Source organism: uncultured Sulfitobacter sp., assembly GCF_947499945.1.
GTDB lineage: Bacteria > Pseudomonadota > Alphaproteobacteria > Rhodobacterales > Rhodobacteraceae > Sulfitobacter.
This window is the reverse complement of sequence record NZ_CANMQD010000003.1, coordinates 204,875-220,137: the sequence shown is the minus strand read 5'-3', so window position 1 is coordinate 220,137 and position 15,263 is coordinate 204,875. Positions and strand designations below refer to the sequence as shown.

Sequence of the window (15,263 nt, the reverse complement as noted above, 5' to 3'; positions counted from 1 at the left end):
AAAAAATGCTGTAGAAGAATTTGGGCCTGATTTGAGCAGGCATCAAGCTTTCAGCGCTCCGTCTGCTTCGGCAGTGGGTGCCTGCCATTCGGCCATTTGTGCGTCAGCCGCATGCGCCGCTTCATCCATGTCCGGCAAGTCTGGCAGATCGTCTAGATTGCCGAACACATCCATATCCGCAAAACTCGGCAACCCGACGTCTCCCAGTTCGTCCATCAGGGGTAGATCATTCTGCTGCCCGGTAATGTCGGGCAAATCCAATTCGTCGCGGTCTGCGGCACGCCTGCGTGGCTGTGTATGCTGGCGGGCATTGCGCTGTTCGACCTGAACCGCACGCATCCCGTCTATCTGGCCAAGTGTTCCCCGCGCTATCGCACGGCCATTTGCATCAATAACCAACGCTTGCGCCATGCTCGACAAGTTGAGATCAACAAGATCCCCTGTTTTCAACGCGCTTGCCTTTTGCAAAGGCATCTTCACACGGGTCAGCGCAATCATAAGATCGGCCTTCAACCCCATCACATTTTCCGAGAGATTGTTTCGGGATATTGGTTGCTCCGCTTCAACGCTGTCAGGATCAGGGACCGCAGCCACGCGCGCAGGCTCGGGCAAGATTATAACAAGCTTGCCCGCCCGCGTGCCCGCCGCCATGTCCAGCATCATCTCGATCACGGTATAGTCGCTCGCATCCAGCGCCAGTTGCGCCTGGCGTGGTTCCTGCGCCCAAACCCCGAAACGGTATCCTTTTAGGATCGCAGCTTCTTCAGCGTCGTCTGGCAGCAGAGCGGCCCCGCCAAGCAACCCCTCTATAAATGGGGCACAAAGAGCGGCATCGGTTGCCGTCGCATTACGTGTCTCGTCCCCTTCAGGTGCAGGGCGTACTTTGCCCATCGTCTGCTGTTGGATTAAACCAGCGACCAGCACAGGATCCAGCAACACAGCAGCCACTTGTGTTCCAATCCCGTCCATCAAAAGTATCAGGTCATCATCGTTAAGACATGCAGGCAGTTCATCCCCGCACAATGTTCGCCGCGTAATGCTTAAGGCGCTGAGCGGCAGCCCCATTAAACGGTCAGCCTGCTTGGCTGCCGTCAGCCGCAGCGCACGCGGCAACGACATGGTCCGCGCCGCTTGTGCTTCGCGGGCGTTACGCGCTTTGCGTTGTACCAGTGTTGTTGTCTGCTCCGCGCTCATAAAACTGAGTTACCCCTTCACCATGGCATTGTCCTGCGTGGTGCCACCTTTACTCGGACATGCCGCCCTGCGTCCTTTACAGACGTGACGCGAACACCGCCCGACAGGGCACCTTTCCATTGGTCTTAAGGTAGAATGGTTACCAGTGCATTTATGTGCACAATTATCCCTATGCGTTTTCAACTGACGCAAGGCAGCTTAGTCGCACTTCAAAACGGGCGCCCTTGGGATAGGGAACATAGCTAATTTCGCCTTCCAGCCTCGTTATGATCTCCCGACAAATCGCAAGGCCAAGCCCTGCACCACTACCCTGTTCACTGTTGAGGCGCGCAAATTTTTCAAAGACTAGGTTATGCGCATCATCGGGGATACCGCTGCCATTGTCCGTGAAATCAATGACAACTTCGTTATCGTCTTGCCGCACCGCGATGTCCAAAACGGCCTGCTCAGCGTCACAGTACTTGATCGCATTGGTCACAAGGTTTATGAAAACTTGCGCGAGCCTGTCCCCGTCTGTGCGCAGCATAACTTCCTCGTCGCCTACGGTGCGGCGGATATCAAGGATACGTGCTGAGCTAGCCTGCGCTGTGGTCACGGCCCGGTCTATGACGTCATGCAGGCTTATTCGCTGCGCGTTAAGCGAACCTTGGCCGCTTTCCAACACCGATAAATCCAGCAAATCATCAAGCAATCGCGTCAGCCGAATGGTCTCGGAGTGGATGATCGAGGCATACCGCGTCTTTTCAACTTCGCTGAGCCCCTCCATGTCCCGCAGAATCTCCGAGAACGAGCGGATAGAGGTCATCGGTGTGCGCAACTCATGGCTGATCTGGCTGAGGAAATCGTCTTTTTGCAGCGACAGCTGGGTCAGCTTTTCATTGGCTTGGCTCAGCTCTTGCGCAGTTTGGGTCAACTCCAACGATTTTGCCTCAAGTCGGCCCGAATACTCAAGGATTTGTGCAGATTCGTCCGCAACCGCCATCAGGTCTTCTACAGATATCGCCTGACCGCCGATGATCTGACCAATCATCGCGTTGGCCGTAGCAGCACCAACTGATGCGGCCAATTCACGCTCCAAAGCTTGCACAAACTCTGGCGTCGGGAGGGGGGGGCCTTGCGTTCGCCCCTGCCCCACTGCTTGGGCAGCAAAGAAGGCCTGCGCCTCTGCTCCCCCCAATATACGCTGGGACATGATCATCAAATCCTCGACCCCGCCTTCGGAGGCAACCCACCCCCGCGCAGCACCAGAGGAATGGTCAAACACATTTACAAACTGCGCGCCCTGCAACCGCTCCAGCGGGCTGGGGAAGCTAAAGATCGACACCACAAAGAACAGCAGTGCATTGAGCGACAGACTCCACCAGACCGCGTGAACCGTCGGGTCCAGCCCCGTAATGCCAAACAGCGCTTGAGGCCGCAGGATGCCAAGACCGAACACTCCCTGCTCGAACACAGAAGCGGGCAATGCACCATCGGGACCAAAGCTGGGCAAAAGCATTGTGAACATCCAGATAACAAAACCGATGCTCAGCCCCGCAATCGCTCCTGTGCGCGTGGAGCCACGCCAGAAAATGCCGCCCAAGAGTGCCGGCAAGAACTGTGCAACGCCACCAAAGGAGATCAAACCAATCGCCGCAAGTGCGCCAGAACCGCCAGAGGCGCGGTAATATAGATATCCCAATGTGATAATCAGCAGTATCGACAAACGCCGCGCCCGAATGACAACGCCGCGCACATCGCCCGATTGCTGCGCGCCTGTCTGGCTAAGCTTGAGCCAGAGTGGCATAACGATATGGTTCGACATCATCGTGCTGAGCGCCAGTGTCGCCACAATCACCATCGACGTGGCCGAGGAAAACCCGCCAAGGAAGGCCAGCATCGCCAGACCGTTTTGCCCCTGGCTTAGGGGGACAGTCAGCACGTAAAGATCGGGGTTTGCCCCTGCGGGCATCAGCTCAAGACCGATGACCGCAATCGGCACCACAAACAGGCTGATCGCCATTAGATAGAGGGGGAAGGCCCAGCTGGCGATTTGCAGATGACGCTCGTCGTCATTCTCGACAACCATTACCTGAAACATGCGCGGCAAGCAGACAAAGGCCGCAGCAGACACAACGATGAGCGCAGTCCAGCGCCCCCCGCTCGTTTGCCATGTGCCAATGGGTGATGCGTCAATGCGTGCAACAGTCTCCGCCACGCCGCCCGCGACACCCCAGACCACAAACGCACCAACCGCCAAAAGTGCGACAAGCTTGACGACAGCTTCAACCGCGACCGCAATGACAACGCCGTGATGGCGCTCGTTCGCATTGAGGTTTCGGGTGCCGAACAGGACGGTGAACAGCGCCAATCCCGCAGCCACCCAAAAGGCCGCATTTTCGTTAATCTGTGGCGTGTTCCCCAGCCCTGCGTCCTGTGTCGCAAAGATGGATACCGATAGTGTTACCGATTGAAGCTGAAGGGCGATGTACGGGGTCACGCCCACGACAGCCATTGCTGTAACCATCACAGCGAGCAAGTTCGACTTCCCGTATCGCGCGGATATGAGGTCGGCCACAGAGGTCACTCGCTGCGCCCGCCCGATACGCACCAAGCGGCGCAGCACCCACCACCAACCGATCATCACCAATGAAGGGCCAAGATAGATCGTTACATATTCCAGACCCGAACGCGCCGCATAGCCCACAGCGCCGTAGAATGTCCAAGCCGTGCAATAGATTGAAAGCGAAAGCGTGTAGACCAACGGCGAGCGCAGCAGCCAGTTGCCTTTTCCGCGTAACGCAGCCCGTTCGGCCAGAAAAGCCACCAGAAAAAGCCCTGCCACGTACACAAGGCACACGCCGATCAACTGGTTCAGGGTAACCATCAGATGCCAGACGTCTCTGCGGGTTCGTCGCCTGCCGTGTCACTGCGCCGGATTCGACGCCACAGCGCAAAGGAAGCCATGATCGCCAACATCCAGACGACAAACAAGTACCAGATAACTGTTGAAAGAGCAGTCTGTGCTGATCCCTCACTGCCGTTCGGCCACATCAACGGCACAACCAACCACAACAATGTGCACAAGAGCGGCAATATGCGGACCGCATCCATCATGCGGCGGCGGCGATAACTGCGCCGCTCCAAAAACAACCGTGCCTCGGGCATCAGCTCACGCGGCCTTGGGTCAATTCACGCACTGCACTGAGCATCTCTTCGTTTGAAAACGGTTTGGTCATGAAACGGCTGACGCCTGCCTGAATTGCCATTTCGCGGTCGCGGCTTTGCCCACGTGCAGTCAGCATTAGCACAGGCAAATCCGCAAGGCTTTCGTCGCTGCGCAATTCCGCAAGAATCTCGAACCCGGTCTTACCCGGCAGCATGACATCCAGCATAACCAAATCTGGCCGCGCCGCGCGGATTACTTCAGCGGCATTGCCACCATTTGCCAATGTCTCGACCCGCCAACCATCACGGCCCAGCAAAAACCGGATCGCCTCTGCGATGTTGGTCTCGTCCTCCACCAACACGACATGTTTCGACATGCGGTTGTTCCCTCCCTAGGTAAATAAGCCCACTTGACCAATCTTGCGTCGGTGTAGCGGCCTATTTCTTTCATCAAGATGCACCCATGTGCGTCGGGTGTCAAAATTTACTACGCCATGACAGATGGTTCACGCCGTGCACCACAGGCGGCATGCGGACAGATGCGGCAGGTGGCCCCCACTTCGCGCACGCGCACACTGGTATCCCCGACTGTGGCTGGCAGCAAAAGCATGACCGCCTGCACAGGTGCAGGCACATTGTAATTTGCCGCGATGGCTGCATCCGTGGCGGCATAGGCATCAAACTGCATCCGCCCCCGGCCCAGCTGGCCCAAACGTTCGTACAAAACCGTATGAGCAGCCCCCAACGCGCCGAACAGCGGCCATAGCGGACAACAGCTGTCGAACCTAGGGATCGAGAACCCGTCAACGGACTTGCGGAAAATCACAGTGCCCGAACGGTCACAGACCACCAAGCCAGCCCCCAACTCAGGCACCGCCGCCAAACGTCGCAAGATCACAGCGGGTGCCACACCAAACTGCCGCGCCAACTTGACGGGATCAACGATCTCCTGCGCAATCGCAGCCTCTAACTCAGCCAACGGCAGCGCAGCGGCATCCTGCCGGACCTGCCCCAACACGCCCCGCAAAATATAACGTGCCGCATCTGTCAGCCCCTCGCTGGCCAATGCAAGGATGTCATCCACCGATGCAGGTCTTCCGCGCGTCTCGAACTGTGGAAAATGAAAACCTTGTTGCGCCAGATATGTCTCGACCTCTTCTTGGGGCGACTTGCCCCCTGCGGCAGGATCCTTTGCCTGCTCCAGATAGCCAAACAGCGCCTGTGCACTTTGCGCCAAACGGCTGCTGTCTGCGTCCAGGTTGGCGTGAAAACGGTCCTGCCACTCGCGTTCAAGCGCCTCGTCCCCTGCGAGAATCTCTGCGGTGGAGCGCACTGCGGCTGCCGTGGTCAGCAACTCATGCATGGAATCGGCCAAAAGCGGGTCATGCGCCATTCGATCGCTCAGTGTCTCGACCGTCCGCTCCAGCGTGGACACACGGCGCTGGCTTGAAGCCAATGCTTCGGCCCAACTCGGGAAGCGCCCCGCAAATGCCTCTGCCTGCTCCGCATCCTCCGGTGGTAATTGCGATGCAACTGCGGCCTCCGCCAAAACGCCCAACAGGGCTGCCTCCGCCCCTTCGGTCAGGGCCTGAGGCTCCACCTCAAGGGCAGCAGCGATATCTAGCAAGAGCTTTCCGCCGATTCTGCGGCGGTTGTGCTCGATTAAATTGAGATAGCTTGCCGATATTCCGATCCGCTTTGCCAATTCGGCCTGTTTGACGCCTTGGATTACGCGCCGTTCACGGATGCGGCTTCCGGTCAAGCTGTCACGTGACATGCAAGGACTGCGTCAAATTTTCACACATTATCAGGGGCTTTCTGCACTGCAACATCATTAACTTTACACATCTCGAAGTATGATAGTGCATTTATTTACAAATAAATCCATTCAATCAAGGGTGTTATTGCAGCAACGCCCCCCGCCCCCGATAGTGCTTTTGCACGACTTCGTGCCAGCACCAACGCCCGGGAGAAGGCTGTGGTGCCTGTTTTAACACTTTCGGGAGGACATCATGTCTACATTCAATCCGACACGTCGCGGTCTGATCCAAACCGGCGTTGTTGCCGGTGCAGGTCTTGCACTGCCCACGTATCTGCGTGCCGACGCACACGCCGGTTTCACCAACGCGCCACAGGGCGACACGGTGACACTTGGTTTCAACGTACCACAGTCAGGCCCCTACGCTGATGAAGGCGCAGACGAGCTGCGCGCATTCGAGCTGGCCGTTGAGCACCTCAATGGTATGGGCGATGGCGGCATGCTGCAAACCTTCAGCTCCAAGGTGCTGGACGGCACGGGCATCATGGGTAAAAAGGTCAACTTCGTCACAGGCGATACACAGACAAAATCAGACGCCGCACGCGCATCTGCCAAGTCCATGATCGAAAAAGACGGCGCTGTCATGATTTCCGGCGGTTCCTCCTCCGGTGTGGCTGTTGCTGTACAAGCGCTCTGCCAAGAGGCCGGCGTTATCTTCATGGCCGGTCTGACCCACTCCAACGACACAACGGGTAAAGACAAAAAAGCCAACGGTTTCCGCCATTTCTTTAACTCATACATGTCCGGTGCGGCCCTCGCGCCAATCCTTGCCAACGAATATGGTACGGACCGTAAGGCATATCACCTGACAGCAGACTACAACTGGGGTTACACCACAGAAGAAGCAGTTCGCTCCTCCACCGAGGCACTGGGCTGGGAAACAGTCAACGCTGTGAAAACACCGCTGACATCCACAGACTTCTCCGCGTATATCGCACCCGTGATCCAGTCCGGAGCAGACGTGCTGGTTCTGAACCACTACGGCGGGAACATGATCAACTCTCTGACAAACGCGGTCCAGTTCGGCCTGCGCGACCAGACAGTTAACGGCAAGAAGTTCGAGATCGTTGTGCCACTCTACTCCGAGCTGATGGCTCGCGGTGCGGGTGCCAACATCAAAGGCATCATCGGCTCCCAGAACTGGGATTGGTCACTTGAGGACAAACTTGGCGCGCGCTACGCAGGTACAAACGCCTTTGTGAAATCCTTTGGTACCAAGTATGGCTTCCCACCCTCACAGGCGGCACACACATGCTACGTACAAACGCTTTTGTATGCAGATGCGGTCACACGTGGCGGCTCCTTCAACCCATGTTCCGTAGCTGAAGCTCTCGAAGATTTCGAATTCGACGGCTTGGGCAACGGCCCAACATTGTACCGTGGTTCAGACCACCAGTGCTTCAAAGACGTGCTGGTTGTGAAGGGTAAAGAGAACCCAGAAAACCAATACGATCTGGTTGAAATCGTTGAAGTGACACCTGCCGAGCAGGTTACCTACCCTGTGGATCACCCACAGATGGCAGGCGGTTCACTGGGTACATGTAACCCGGGCGCATAAGCGCACCACAATTGCAGGGCGGGCCACAGCGCCCGCCCTGCACTCCTTTATTCAAGCACCAACAGCCCGCAAACCGACCAAACGCCCCCGACTTCAGGCTGGGCGCATGGCACTTGTGACAGATGGGACAGACCATGGACGCAATTCTCCTTCAGATTCTAAACGGACTAGACAAAGGATCGGCCTACGCGCTGATCGCTCTGGGCCTGACACTTATTTTCGGCACATTGGGCGTGGTAAACTTCGCCCACGGTGCTCTGTTCATGATCGGTGCATTCTGCGCTGTGACTTTTTCAAAAATTCTGACGCTGAGCCATAAGGCGACAGAGCCAACGGGCACCGACTTCCTCGGCAATCCCAAATTCGACGACATCATGTACGTGAACCAATGGTTTGGCGAAACGACAGGGGCGTGGATGATTGACTGGGCCGTGCCATTATCCATTTTGTTCACAATCCCCGTGATGATCGCCATCGGCACCATCATGGAGCGTGGCCTGATCAAGCACTTCTATAACCGCCCTCACGCTGACCAGATCCTTGTGACCTTTGGTCTTGCGATTGTTCTGGGTGAGTTGATCAAGTATTTCTACGGCGCAAACCCCTACCCAACGCCCGCACCTGCTGTCTTTGCAGGCTCGTTCGACTTTGGGTCAATGCTCGGGTTTGACCCCAATACGATCATCTACCCCTACTGGCGCCTGATCTACTTCTGCTTTGCGGCCGTGGTTATCGGCGCGGTATTCGCCTTCTTGCAGTTCACCACCTTCGGGATGGTTGTGCGCGCCGGTATGGCAGACCGTGAAACTGTAGGCTTGCTGGGCATCAACATCGACAAACGCTTTACCATCATGTTCGGCATTGCTGCGGCGGTCACGGGGATGGCAGGTGCGATGTACGCACCCATCAACTCGCCCAACTATAACATGGGCATGGACTTTCTGGTTCTGAGCTTTGTTGTGGTGGTTGTCGGCGGCATGGGCTCCCTGCCCGGTGCTGTACTGGCGGGCTTCCTGCTGGGCATCGTTGAAAGCTTTGCTTCGATGGCGGGTGTGCTGGAGATCATTCCAGGCATCAACCAAATCATTATCTACCTTGTTGCGATCATCATTTTGCTGACACGTCCCCGTGGCCTTCTTGGCCGTGCCGGCGTGATGGAGGACTAAGAACATGCTGGGACTTACAAAACGCGACGCTGGTTTGCTTGGGATTGTTCTTATCCTTTGCCTATTGGCCCCCATCATCCTAAACCCTTTCCCTGAAAGCTCAGGCATGGCGCAGTTCAATGCTGGCTACCCAGACCTGATGCAGCGTCTGGTGATCTTCGGTATCTTCGCCATCGGCTTCAACATACTGTTCGGCCTCACCGGCTACCTCAGCTTTGGACACGCCGCCTTTCTGGGTGTCGGATCCTACGCTGCGATCTGGATGATGAAACTGCTTACGATGAACGTGATCCCCGCAATCATCGTCTCTGTGATCGTAGCTGGCCTCTTCTCGCTCTTCGTGGGCTGGATCTCGCTACGCCGCTCGGGCATCTACTTCTCGATCCTGACACTGGCCTTTGCGCAAATGTCATATGCGCTGGCCTACTCGGTTCTGACCCCCGTTACTGGTGGCGAAACCGGCCTTCAACCCAAATACACCGATCCGCGCATCCTCGACGGCGCGCTTACAGATGGCCAAACACCTCAGGCCAACCTGTTCGGCTTGAGTATGAAATCCAGCACAGAGCTGAGCATCGGCGACTGGGTGTTCACCTTCAACGCGGGCTACTACATCGCAGCCTTCATCATGCTGATCGCCTTCTACCTGTCGATCCGCATCTTCCGCTCACCTTTTGGCATGATGCTGCGTGCTGTGAAGTCAAACCAGCAACGCATGAACTATACTGGTCTGAACTCCAAACCCTATACACTTGCCGCTTTTGTTATCTCTGGCATGTATGCAGGTCTGGCCGGCGGTCTGCTGGTTGCGATGGACACCCAAGTGGGAGCCGAGCGCATGTTCTGGACTGCATCGGGCGAAGTTGTGATCATGACAATCCTCGGCGGTGCTGGCACGCTGATCGGTCCGGTTTTGGGCGCGGGTCTCATCAAATACATGGAAAACATCGTCTCCAAGATCAACAAGACGGTTCTGGAGCAGTGGTTCGCCTTCATGCCTGATGGCATCGAGGACCTGCTGGTAACGCTGATCTACCCCTTCGTGGGCAAAGGCTGGCACCTGATGCTGGGTCTGATGTTCATGCTGGTTGTGATCTTCCTGCCCGGTGGTCTGGTCGAGGGCGGTCAACGCATCGGAAACCTCTTCCGCCGCAAGAAAACCGATCCGAAATCGCCTGACGGCAAAACCACACCTGCTGAATAAGGAGCGCACGACATGGGTATTCTCGAAGTCAAAAACGTGAACAAGCGCTTCGGCGGCCTGCAAGCACTGGGGGACGTGAACCTCAGCATCGCAGAGAACACGGTACATGCAATTATCGGCCCGAACGGGGCCGGTAAATCCACCCTGCTCAACGTTCTGGTGGGCAAACTGATCCCCGACACAGGCTCTGTCATGTTTGACGGCCAATCGGTTCTTGGGCGCAAGCCGTACGAGATCAACCAGATGGGCATTTCCCGCGTGTTCCAGACACCCGAAATCTTCGGTGATCTGAGCGTTATGGAAAATATGCTGATCCCCTGCTTTGCCAAACGCGATGGCGGGTTCAGCATGCATGCCATCGGCAGCATCGACAATGAGCAGGACGTGGTGGAGAAAGCTAAGAAGATGCTCCACGACATGAACCTCTATGACAAACGCGATATGCATGGCTCAAGCATGTCTCGCGGGGACAAGCGCCGTCTTGAGATCGCAATGTGCCTGAGCCAAGAGCCGCGTTTGCTGCTACTGGACGAGCCGACAGCGGGTATGGCGCGTGCCGACACCAACAACACAATCGACCTTTTGAAGCAGATCAAGGAAGAGCGCGACATTACAATCGCCATCATCGAGCATGACATGCACGTTGTCTTCTCTCTGGCCGAGCGGATCACCGTGCTGGCACAAGGGACGCCATTGGTTGAGGACACGCCCGACAACATCAAGGGCCATCCAAAAGTCAAAGAAGCCTATCTGGGAGAGACGCAGGAAGTTTAAGCCCCCCTGCCCCTCGCATCCAAAGGACAAATAATATGACCACTGAAACACTGAACAAAAACGCAAACCACGCGTCATCGGCTCCTGCCTTCCTGTCGGTTTGGGACATCCACGCCTCCTACGGCGAAAGCTATATCGTACAAGGCGTCAGCTTTAACGTGCATGAGGGCGAAATCCTCGCACTTCTGGGCCGTAATGGTGCGGGCAAAACCTCCACTCTGCGCACAATTGCGCAGATTGGCGACCCACAGCTGACCCACGGCGAAGTCTGGCTTGACCATAAGCCGCTACACCTGATGAAAAGCTATGAGGCCTCCGCTGCCGGTCTGGCCCTTGTGCCCGAAGACCGCCGCATCATCGCTGGCCTGACCGTTGAGGAAAACCTCAAGCTTGCGCAAATCGCGCCGCCTATCGGCTGGTCGCTTGAGCGTGTGTACGAGCTATTCCCCCGCTTGGGCGAGCGTAAGAAGCAAGAAGGCACAACACTATCGGGAGGGGAGCAGCAGATGCTCGCGATTGCCCGCGCGCTGTGCCGCGACATCAAAGTGCTGTTGCTGGATGAGCCTTATGAGGGTCTGGCTCCTGTTATCGTGGACGAAATCGAAAAGACGCTGTCCATCATCAAGGCCCAAGGCATCACCACCATTCTCGTAGAGCAGAACGCGGTTCGTGCGCTCAAACTGGCGGACCGTGCGGTGATTCTGGATACTGGCGGTGTGGTCTTTGACGGTACCGCACAGGAGGTTCTTGAGAACGAGGCCCTGCGCGCCGAATACTTGGCAATCTGATTCGGCTTACTAAAACGACCTGAATTACCCCGCATGATGCGGGGTTTTTCGTTTTTAGGGCCCCAGTTTGCGGCGCGATGGTTCATTGTTCCTATCTCGGAAACAAATGTTAATTGTACTATGTCATGGCAAAATTAAGGCGTAAGTTGGGCAAGAATTTTCCTGGGGAATAAATATGCCGATTACATTCAACGAAGCGACCAATTCATTCGAAGGCGCTAACGCCTTTGGCGAGACCCTTGCCGGGCTCGATTTTTCTGTATTTGGCGGAGCTGTTACCAACTTTGGTGCAATTATCGGACCAGTGACTGCCAATTCTGACGAAGGCATCACATTTACAAACACAACCTTTGGCACAGTCTCCAAAGCGGCAGGCAGCCAATATGCCATTGATCTGACTGGCAACAGTGGCCGCAATATCACAAACGATGGGGACATTTTCGGCTCTATTCGTTTGGGCAATGCCTGGGACACCATTTTCAACTCAGGTACAATCCGTGGCCAGATCAACACCGGAAACGGCAAAGATCTCCTGACAAACCAGATTATCGCAGGCCTTGATGGCGGGCCAACAACTGCGGGTACAATCACGGGTGGTGTCAATATGGGCAGTGGCGATGATACCGTTTTGAATACGGGGATTATGGCCAACATCAACCTTGGGTCTGGCAATGACACGTATACAGTCGGCGGCTTTTTTGATGGTGGCTTTGGCGATGAATTTCTAATCGACGTGCGTGATATCGACGGCGGCGCAGGCTCGGCTGGCGATGTGCGCGGTGGAGCGGGCGACGATACGATGACCGGTGGCGCTTCAGACGATAAGTTCTTTGGTGGCGCTGATGATGATCGCCTGCTGGGCAATGGCGGGCGCGACGTACTGAACGGTCAGAACGGCAATGACGCCCTGTTTGGCGGAGCGGGTAACGATAAAATTGCTGGGGGTGCTGGCAACGACTTTATTGACGGTGGCGACAACAATGACCGTTTGTCGGGCGGCAATAACGATGACCTGATGTTCGGTGGCCAAGGCAATGACCAATTGGCAGGCGGCAACGGCAATGACCGCATGGACGGTGGTGCAGGCCATGACCGACTTGCTGGCGGTAAGGGCAATGACACAATGGAAGGTGGTCAAGGCCGTGATCTCCTCATCGGCGGAGATGGGGCAGACGTATTTGTCTTTAGCGGCAACACAGAGCAAGATGAAATCAGGGACTTCAGCGCAGGGGACCGCATCGATATACAGGTCTTCTTCGGGGATGGCTTCCTGACCTATGCTGACATCATGGACAACACTGTGTTCACAGGAGGTGACGCGATCATCGACCTCAGCGCAATTTTCAACAGCTTCTCGTTTGACGGCACGATCGAACATGGCTCCGTGCTCACGGTGAACAATGTGACTATCGCCGATCTCGATGAGTTTGCCTTTGGCTTGTCCGACGACATTTTTGTTGTCGGCTAAACCAAATCCAGCCGCCTGCCCTTAAGGGCGGGCGGCTATTCCGACTGCGCTTCCAACATCTTGCGTAGTTCTGTCTTAAGCACTTTTCCGTAGTTGTTTTTAGGCAGCTCCAGAACGCGGATATATCGCTTGGGTCGCTTGAACCGTGCAATATTTTCTAGACACAACGCATCCAATGCCGCCCGAGGTGCATCCCCCACAACAAAAGCAACGACCTCTTCACCCCAGTCGTCATGCTTGCTTCCGACCACCGAAGCCTCCAATATCTCAGGATGTCGCAGCAGCACCTCCTCCACCTCGCGTGGATAGACATTAGATCCGCCGGTGATGATTAAATCCTTTGAACGGTCTTGGAGTGTCAAATATCCCGCTGCGTCCAGATGTCCGATATCACCCGTTTTGAGCCAGCCCTCTTTCAAAGTCTGTTCCGTTGCTTCTGTATTCTTCCAATAGCCGGGCATCACGGGGGCGCCGCGCACCATGATCTCACCGCTTTCGTCTGAATTTTTAACACCATCAATCCGCACCTCAACTACCGATTGCGCACGCCCGACAGAGCCAAGGCGCGCCTCCCAATCACGATGAGTGCGATCGGCCACATCGCGGCGCGACAGGGCTGTGATCGCCATGGGACATTCCCCCTGCCCGTAAATTTGTACGAACACAGGCCCGAATTGATCCACCGCAGCGATAATATCCGCCGTGTACATGGGCCCACCGGCATAAACGACCGTGCGCAACCCCTCGCCGTGGCGTCCAGCCGCTTTGGCAAAAGCGGTCAGTCGGGTGACCATGGTCGGTGCCGCGAACATATGACAACGCCCGTAATGCGCGGCAAGATCAAGGATCTCGGCCTCGTTAAAACCACCCGAAGCTGGGAAAACATGCCGCGCCCCTGCCTGAACGTGAATAAAGTTGTACAGCCCCGCCCCATGGCTCAACGGGGCGGCATAAATTGCGGCGTCCTGTGCGCTCACAGTGTCCACATCCACGGCATAGCTCAGCGACATTGCCTGCAACATGCCATGCGTGATCATCACCCCTTTCGGTCTGCCTGTCGTACCAGAGGTATAGAACAGCCATGCGATATCATCAGGCCCGCGGGGCGTAATTTCCATAAGGTCTTTGCCCCACAGGCCGCGCGGTTGGCTACACTCACAGGCAACATTCGCTGACTTAAGCACGCTATGGTGTTCCAAATCCGTGAGACACAGCGCGGCACCGCTATCTAGAAGAATGAACTCTGCCTCACGCGCATGAAGCTTTGCATTGATCGGAACAGCCACCGCCCCCATATAAAGTATCCCATACAGACCAAGCAGCCAGTCGGGATGGTTATCCATAAAAATTGCGACACGGTCACCAGCAACGATCCCGCGCGCACAAAGACCTGCTGCGACCCGTCGGGCGTTTAAATGAAGGGTGCCGTAGTCACAAACCAATTCCGCGTCATAATAAAACGCTGGTCGCGCCGGATCACCCGCACTGCGCCGCGCCAGCCAATGTGCCACGTTCATCTATGTACCCCCTGCCGCAATTCATTAGGGTAAAGTCGCGCCTTTCCATGCTACTGTCCATGACATATAAGCGCTCCAAACAGGCGCGCAGAGACGCGCCCCTTCGCAACGGTCGGGGAACCCTATGACAAAGAACACACACGATTCAGATGTCGCATTTATTCGCGCATTGGCAGAATTGCTCAACGAAAACGATCTCACCGAATTGCAAGTCAAACGCGACTATGCCGAGGATGACAGCCTGAATGTCCGTGTCTCGCGCAAGCCCCCGCAACAGATAATGGCCCCCCAGACCGTACAGGCAACAGCCCCCGCTATGGCTGCCGCTGCACCTGCTGCCGCGCCTGCCGCCAGTGTTGAAGCTGCCGCTGATCCTGCTGCCGATCCGGGTGCTGTATCCTCGCCGATGGTTGGAACGGTCTACACCTCCCCAGAGCCGGGCGCACCTGCATTCATCACTGTCGGGTCCAAAGTATCCGAAGGCGACACCCTACTCATCGTTGAAGCGATGAAAACCATGAACCACATCCCCGCCCCGCGCGGTGGCACAGTGAAACGTATTTTGGTCGAAGACGGGGCCGCCGTCGAGTTTGGCGCTCCACTCGTCATCCTCGAATAAGGAGGACAG

The 15,263-nt window shown here is 56.2% G+C and carries 13 protein-coding genes; 7 read left to right on the top strand and 6 right to left on the bottom strand.

Annotated features, from left to right (window positions below):
- Window positions 1-42: 42 nt before the first annotated feature.
- The 5 genes from Q0775_RS14575 to Q0775_RS14555 all read right to left on the bottom strand — a co-directional run bounded on the left by Q0775_RS14575 (window position 43) and on the right by Q0775_RS14555 (window position 6,118).
- Window positions 43-1,194, bottom strand: coding sequence for a FliM/FliN family flagellar motor switch protein (locus tag Q0775_RS14575; protein ID WP_298862354.1), 1,152 nt, complete (start codon window positions 1,192-1,194; stop codon window positions 43-45).
- A gap of 169 nt (window positions 1,195-1,363) precedes the next feature.
- The gene (locus tag Q0775_RS14570) at window positions 1,364-4,060 is read right to left on the bottom strand and encodes an ATP-binding protein (RefSeq protein ID WP_298862352.1); all 2,697 of its coding nucleotides are present in this window, start codon (window positions 4,058-4,060) and stop codon (window positions 1,364-1,366) included.
- Window positions 4,060-4,341, bottom strand: a complete 282-nt coding sequence (locus Q0775_RS14565; protein ID WP_298862350.1) for a hypothetical protein — start codon at window positions 4,339-4,341, stop codon at window positions 4,060-4,062. Before Q0775_RS14565 ends, Q0775_RS14570 begins: the two co-directional genes overlap by 1 nt.
- A complete protein-coding gene (locus Q0775_RS14560) occupies window positions 4,341-4,718 on the bottom strand; it encodes a response regulator (protein ID WP_298862347.1) in 378 nt (125 codons plus the stop codon). The genes Q0775_RS14565 and Q0775_RS14560 overlap by 1 nt, the downstream gene beginning before the upstream one ends.
- Before the next feature lie 110 nt (window positions 4,719-4,828).
- Window positions 4,829-6,118, bottom strand: coding sequence for a helix-turn-helix domain-containing protein (locus Q0775_RS14555; RefSeq protein ID WP_298862344.1), 1,290 nt, complete (start codon window positions 6,116-6,118; stop codon window positions 4,829-4,831).
- Window positions 6,119-6,353: 235 nt separating this feature from the next.
- On the opposite strand from Q0775_RS14555, the gene Q0775_RS14550 reads away from it, so the two are divergent.
- From Q0775_RS14550 to Q0775_RS14525, 6 genes are all read left to right on the top strand, one after another.
- Window positions 6,354-7,718, top strand: coding sequence for a substrate-binding protein (locus Q0775_RS14550; RefSeq protein ID WP_298862341.1), 1,365 nt, complete (start codon window positions 6,354-6,356; stop codon window positions 7,716-7,718).
- 134 nt (window positions 7,719-7,852) lie between these two features.
- Entirely contained in the window at window positions 7,853-8,884 is a 1,032-nt protein-coding gene (locus tag Q0775_RS14545) for a branched-chain amino acid ABC transporter permease (protein ID WP_298862338.1), read from the top strand.
- A gap of 4 nt (window positions 8,885-8,888) precedes the next feature.
- Window positions 8,889-10,088: a branched-chain amino acid ABC transporter permease gene (locus Q0775_RS14540; RefSeq protein WP_298862335.1), complete on the top strand. Its 1,200-nt coding sequence runs from the start codon at window positions 8,889-8,891 to the stop codon at window positions 10,086-10,088.
- Window positions 10,089-10,100: 12 nt separating this feature from the next.
- Complete coding sequence (locus Q0775_RS14535) at window positions 10,101-10,862, top strand: ABC transporter ATP-binding protein (protein WP_298862332.1); 762 nt, start codon at window positions 10,101-10,103, stop codon at window positions 10,860-10,862.
- Between the two features lie 35 nt (window positions 10,863-10,897).
- Window positions 10,898-11,650, top strand: a complete 753-nt coding sequence (locus Q0775_RS14530) for an ABC transporter ATP-binding protein (protein WP_298862329.1) — start codon at window positions 10,898-10,900, stop codon at window positions 11,648-11,650.
- 175 nt (window positions 11,651-11,825) lie between these two features.
- A complete protein-coding gene (locus tag Q0775_RS14525; protein WP_298862326.1) occupies window positions 11,826-13,118 on the top strand; it encodes a calcium-binding protein in 1,293 nt (430 codons plus the stop codon).
- Between the two features lie 35 nt (window positions 13,119-13,153).
- Here Q0775_RS14525 and Q0775_RS14520 read toward each other — a convergent pair whose 3' ends face one another.
- Window positions 13,154-14,635, bottom strand: coding sequence for an AMP-binding protein (locus Q0775_RS14520; protein ID WP_298862323.1), 1,482 nt, complete (start codon window positions 14,633-14,635; stop codon window positions 13,154-13,156).
- A 124-nt stretch (window positions 14,636-14,759) separates the two neighbouring features.
- Between Q0775_RS14520 and accB the strand changes: the two genes are divergently transcribed.
- Window positions 14,760-15,254 (top strand): acetyl-CoA carboxylase biotin carboxyl carrier protein, encoded by a 495-nt coding sequence (accB, locus tag Q0775_RS14515; RefSeq protein WP_298862320.1) that lies wholly within the window; start codon window positions 14,760-14,762, stop codon window positions 15,252-15,254.
- Window positions 15,255-15,263 lie beyond the last annotated feature (9 nt).

What these genes read in the sequence shown, in the direction of transcription:
- Q0775_RS14525 (WP_298862326.1), top strand. Translation starts at nt 11,826, where the DNA reads ATGCCGATTACATTCAACGAAGCGACCAATTCATTCGAAGGCGCTAAC.
- Q0775_RS14520 (WP_298862323.1), bottom strand. Translation starts at nt 14,635, where the DNA reads ATGAACGTGGCACATTGGCTGGCGCGGCGCAGTGCGGGTGATCCGGCG.
- Q0775_RS14560 (WP_298862347.1), bottom strand. Translation starts at nt 4,718, where the DNA reads ATGTCGAAACATGTCGTGTTGGTGGAGGACGAGACCAACATCGCAGAG.
- Q0775_RS14535 (WP_298862332.1), top strand. Translation starts at nt 10,101, where the DNA reads ATGGGTATTCTCGAAGTCAAAAACGTGAACAAGCGCTTCGGCGGCCTG.
- Q0775_RS14530 (WP_298862329.1), top strand. Translation starts at nt 10,898, where the DNA reads ATGACCACTGAAACACTGAACAAAAACGCAAACCACGCGTCATCGGCT.
- Q0775_RS14575 (WP_298862354.1), bottom strand. Translation starts at nt 1,194, where the DNA reads ATGAGCGCGGAGCAGACAACAACACTGGTACAACGCAAAGCGCGTAAC.
- Q0775_RS14565 (WP_298862350.1), bottom strand. Translation starts at nt 4,341, where the DNA reads ATGCCCGAGGCACGGTTGTTTTTGGAGCGGCGCAGTTATCGCCGCCGC.
- Q0775_RS14540 (WP_298862335.1), top strand. Translation starts at nt 8,889, where the DNA reads ATGCTGGGACTTACAAAACGCGACGCTGGTTTGCTTGGGATTGTTCTT.
- Q0775_RS14545 (WP_298862338.1), top strand. Translation starts at nt 7,853, where the DNA reads ATGGACGCAATTCTCCTTCAGATTCTAAACGGACTAGACAAAGGATCG.
- Q0775_RS14550 (WP_298862341.1), top strand. Translation starts at nt 6,354, where the DNA reads ATGTCTACATTCAATCCGACACGTCGCGGTCTGATCCAAACCGGCGTT.
- Q0775_RS14555 (WP_298862344.1), bottom strand. Translation starts at nt 6,118, where the DNA reads ATGTCACGTGACAGCTTGACCGGAAGCCGCATCCGTGAACGGCGCGTA.
- Q0775_RS14570 (WP_298862352.1), bottom strand. Translation starts at nt 4,060, where the DNA reads ATGGTTACCCTGAACCAGTTGATCGGCGTGTGCCTTGTGTACGTGGCA.
- accB (WP_298862320.1), top strand. Translation starts at nt 14,760, where the DNA reads ATGACAAAGAACACACACGATTCAGATGTCGCATTTATTCGCGCATTG.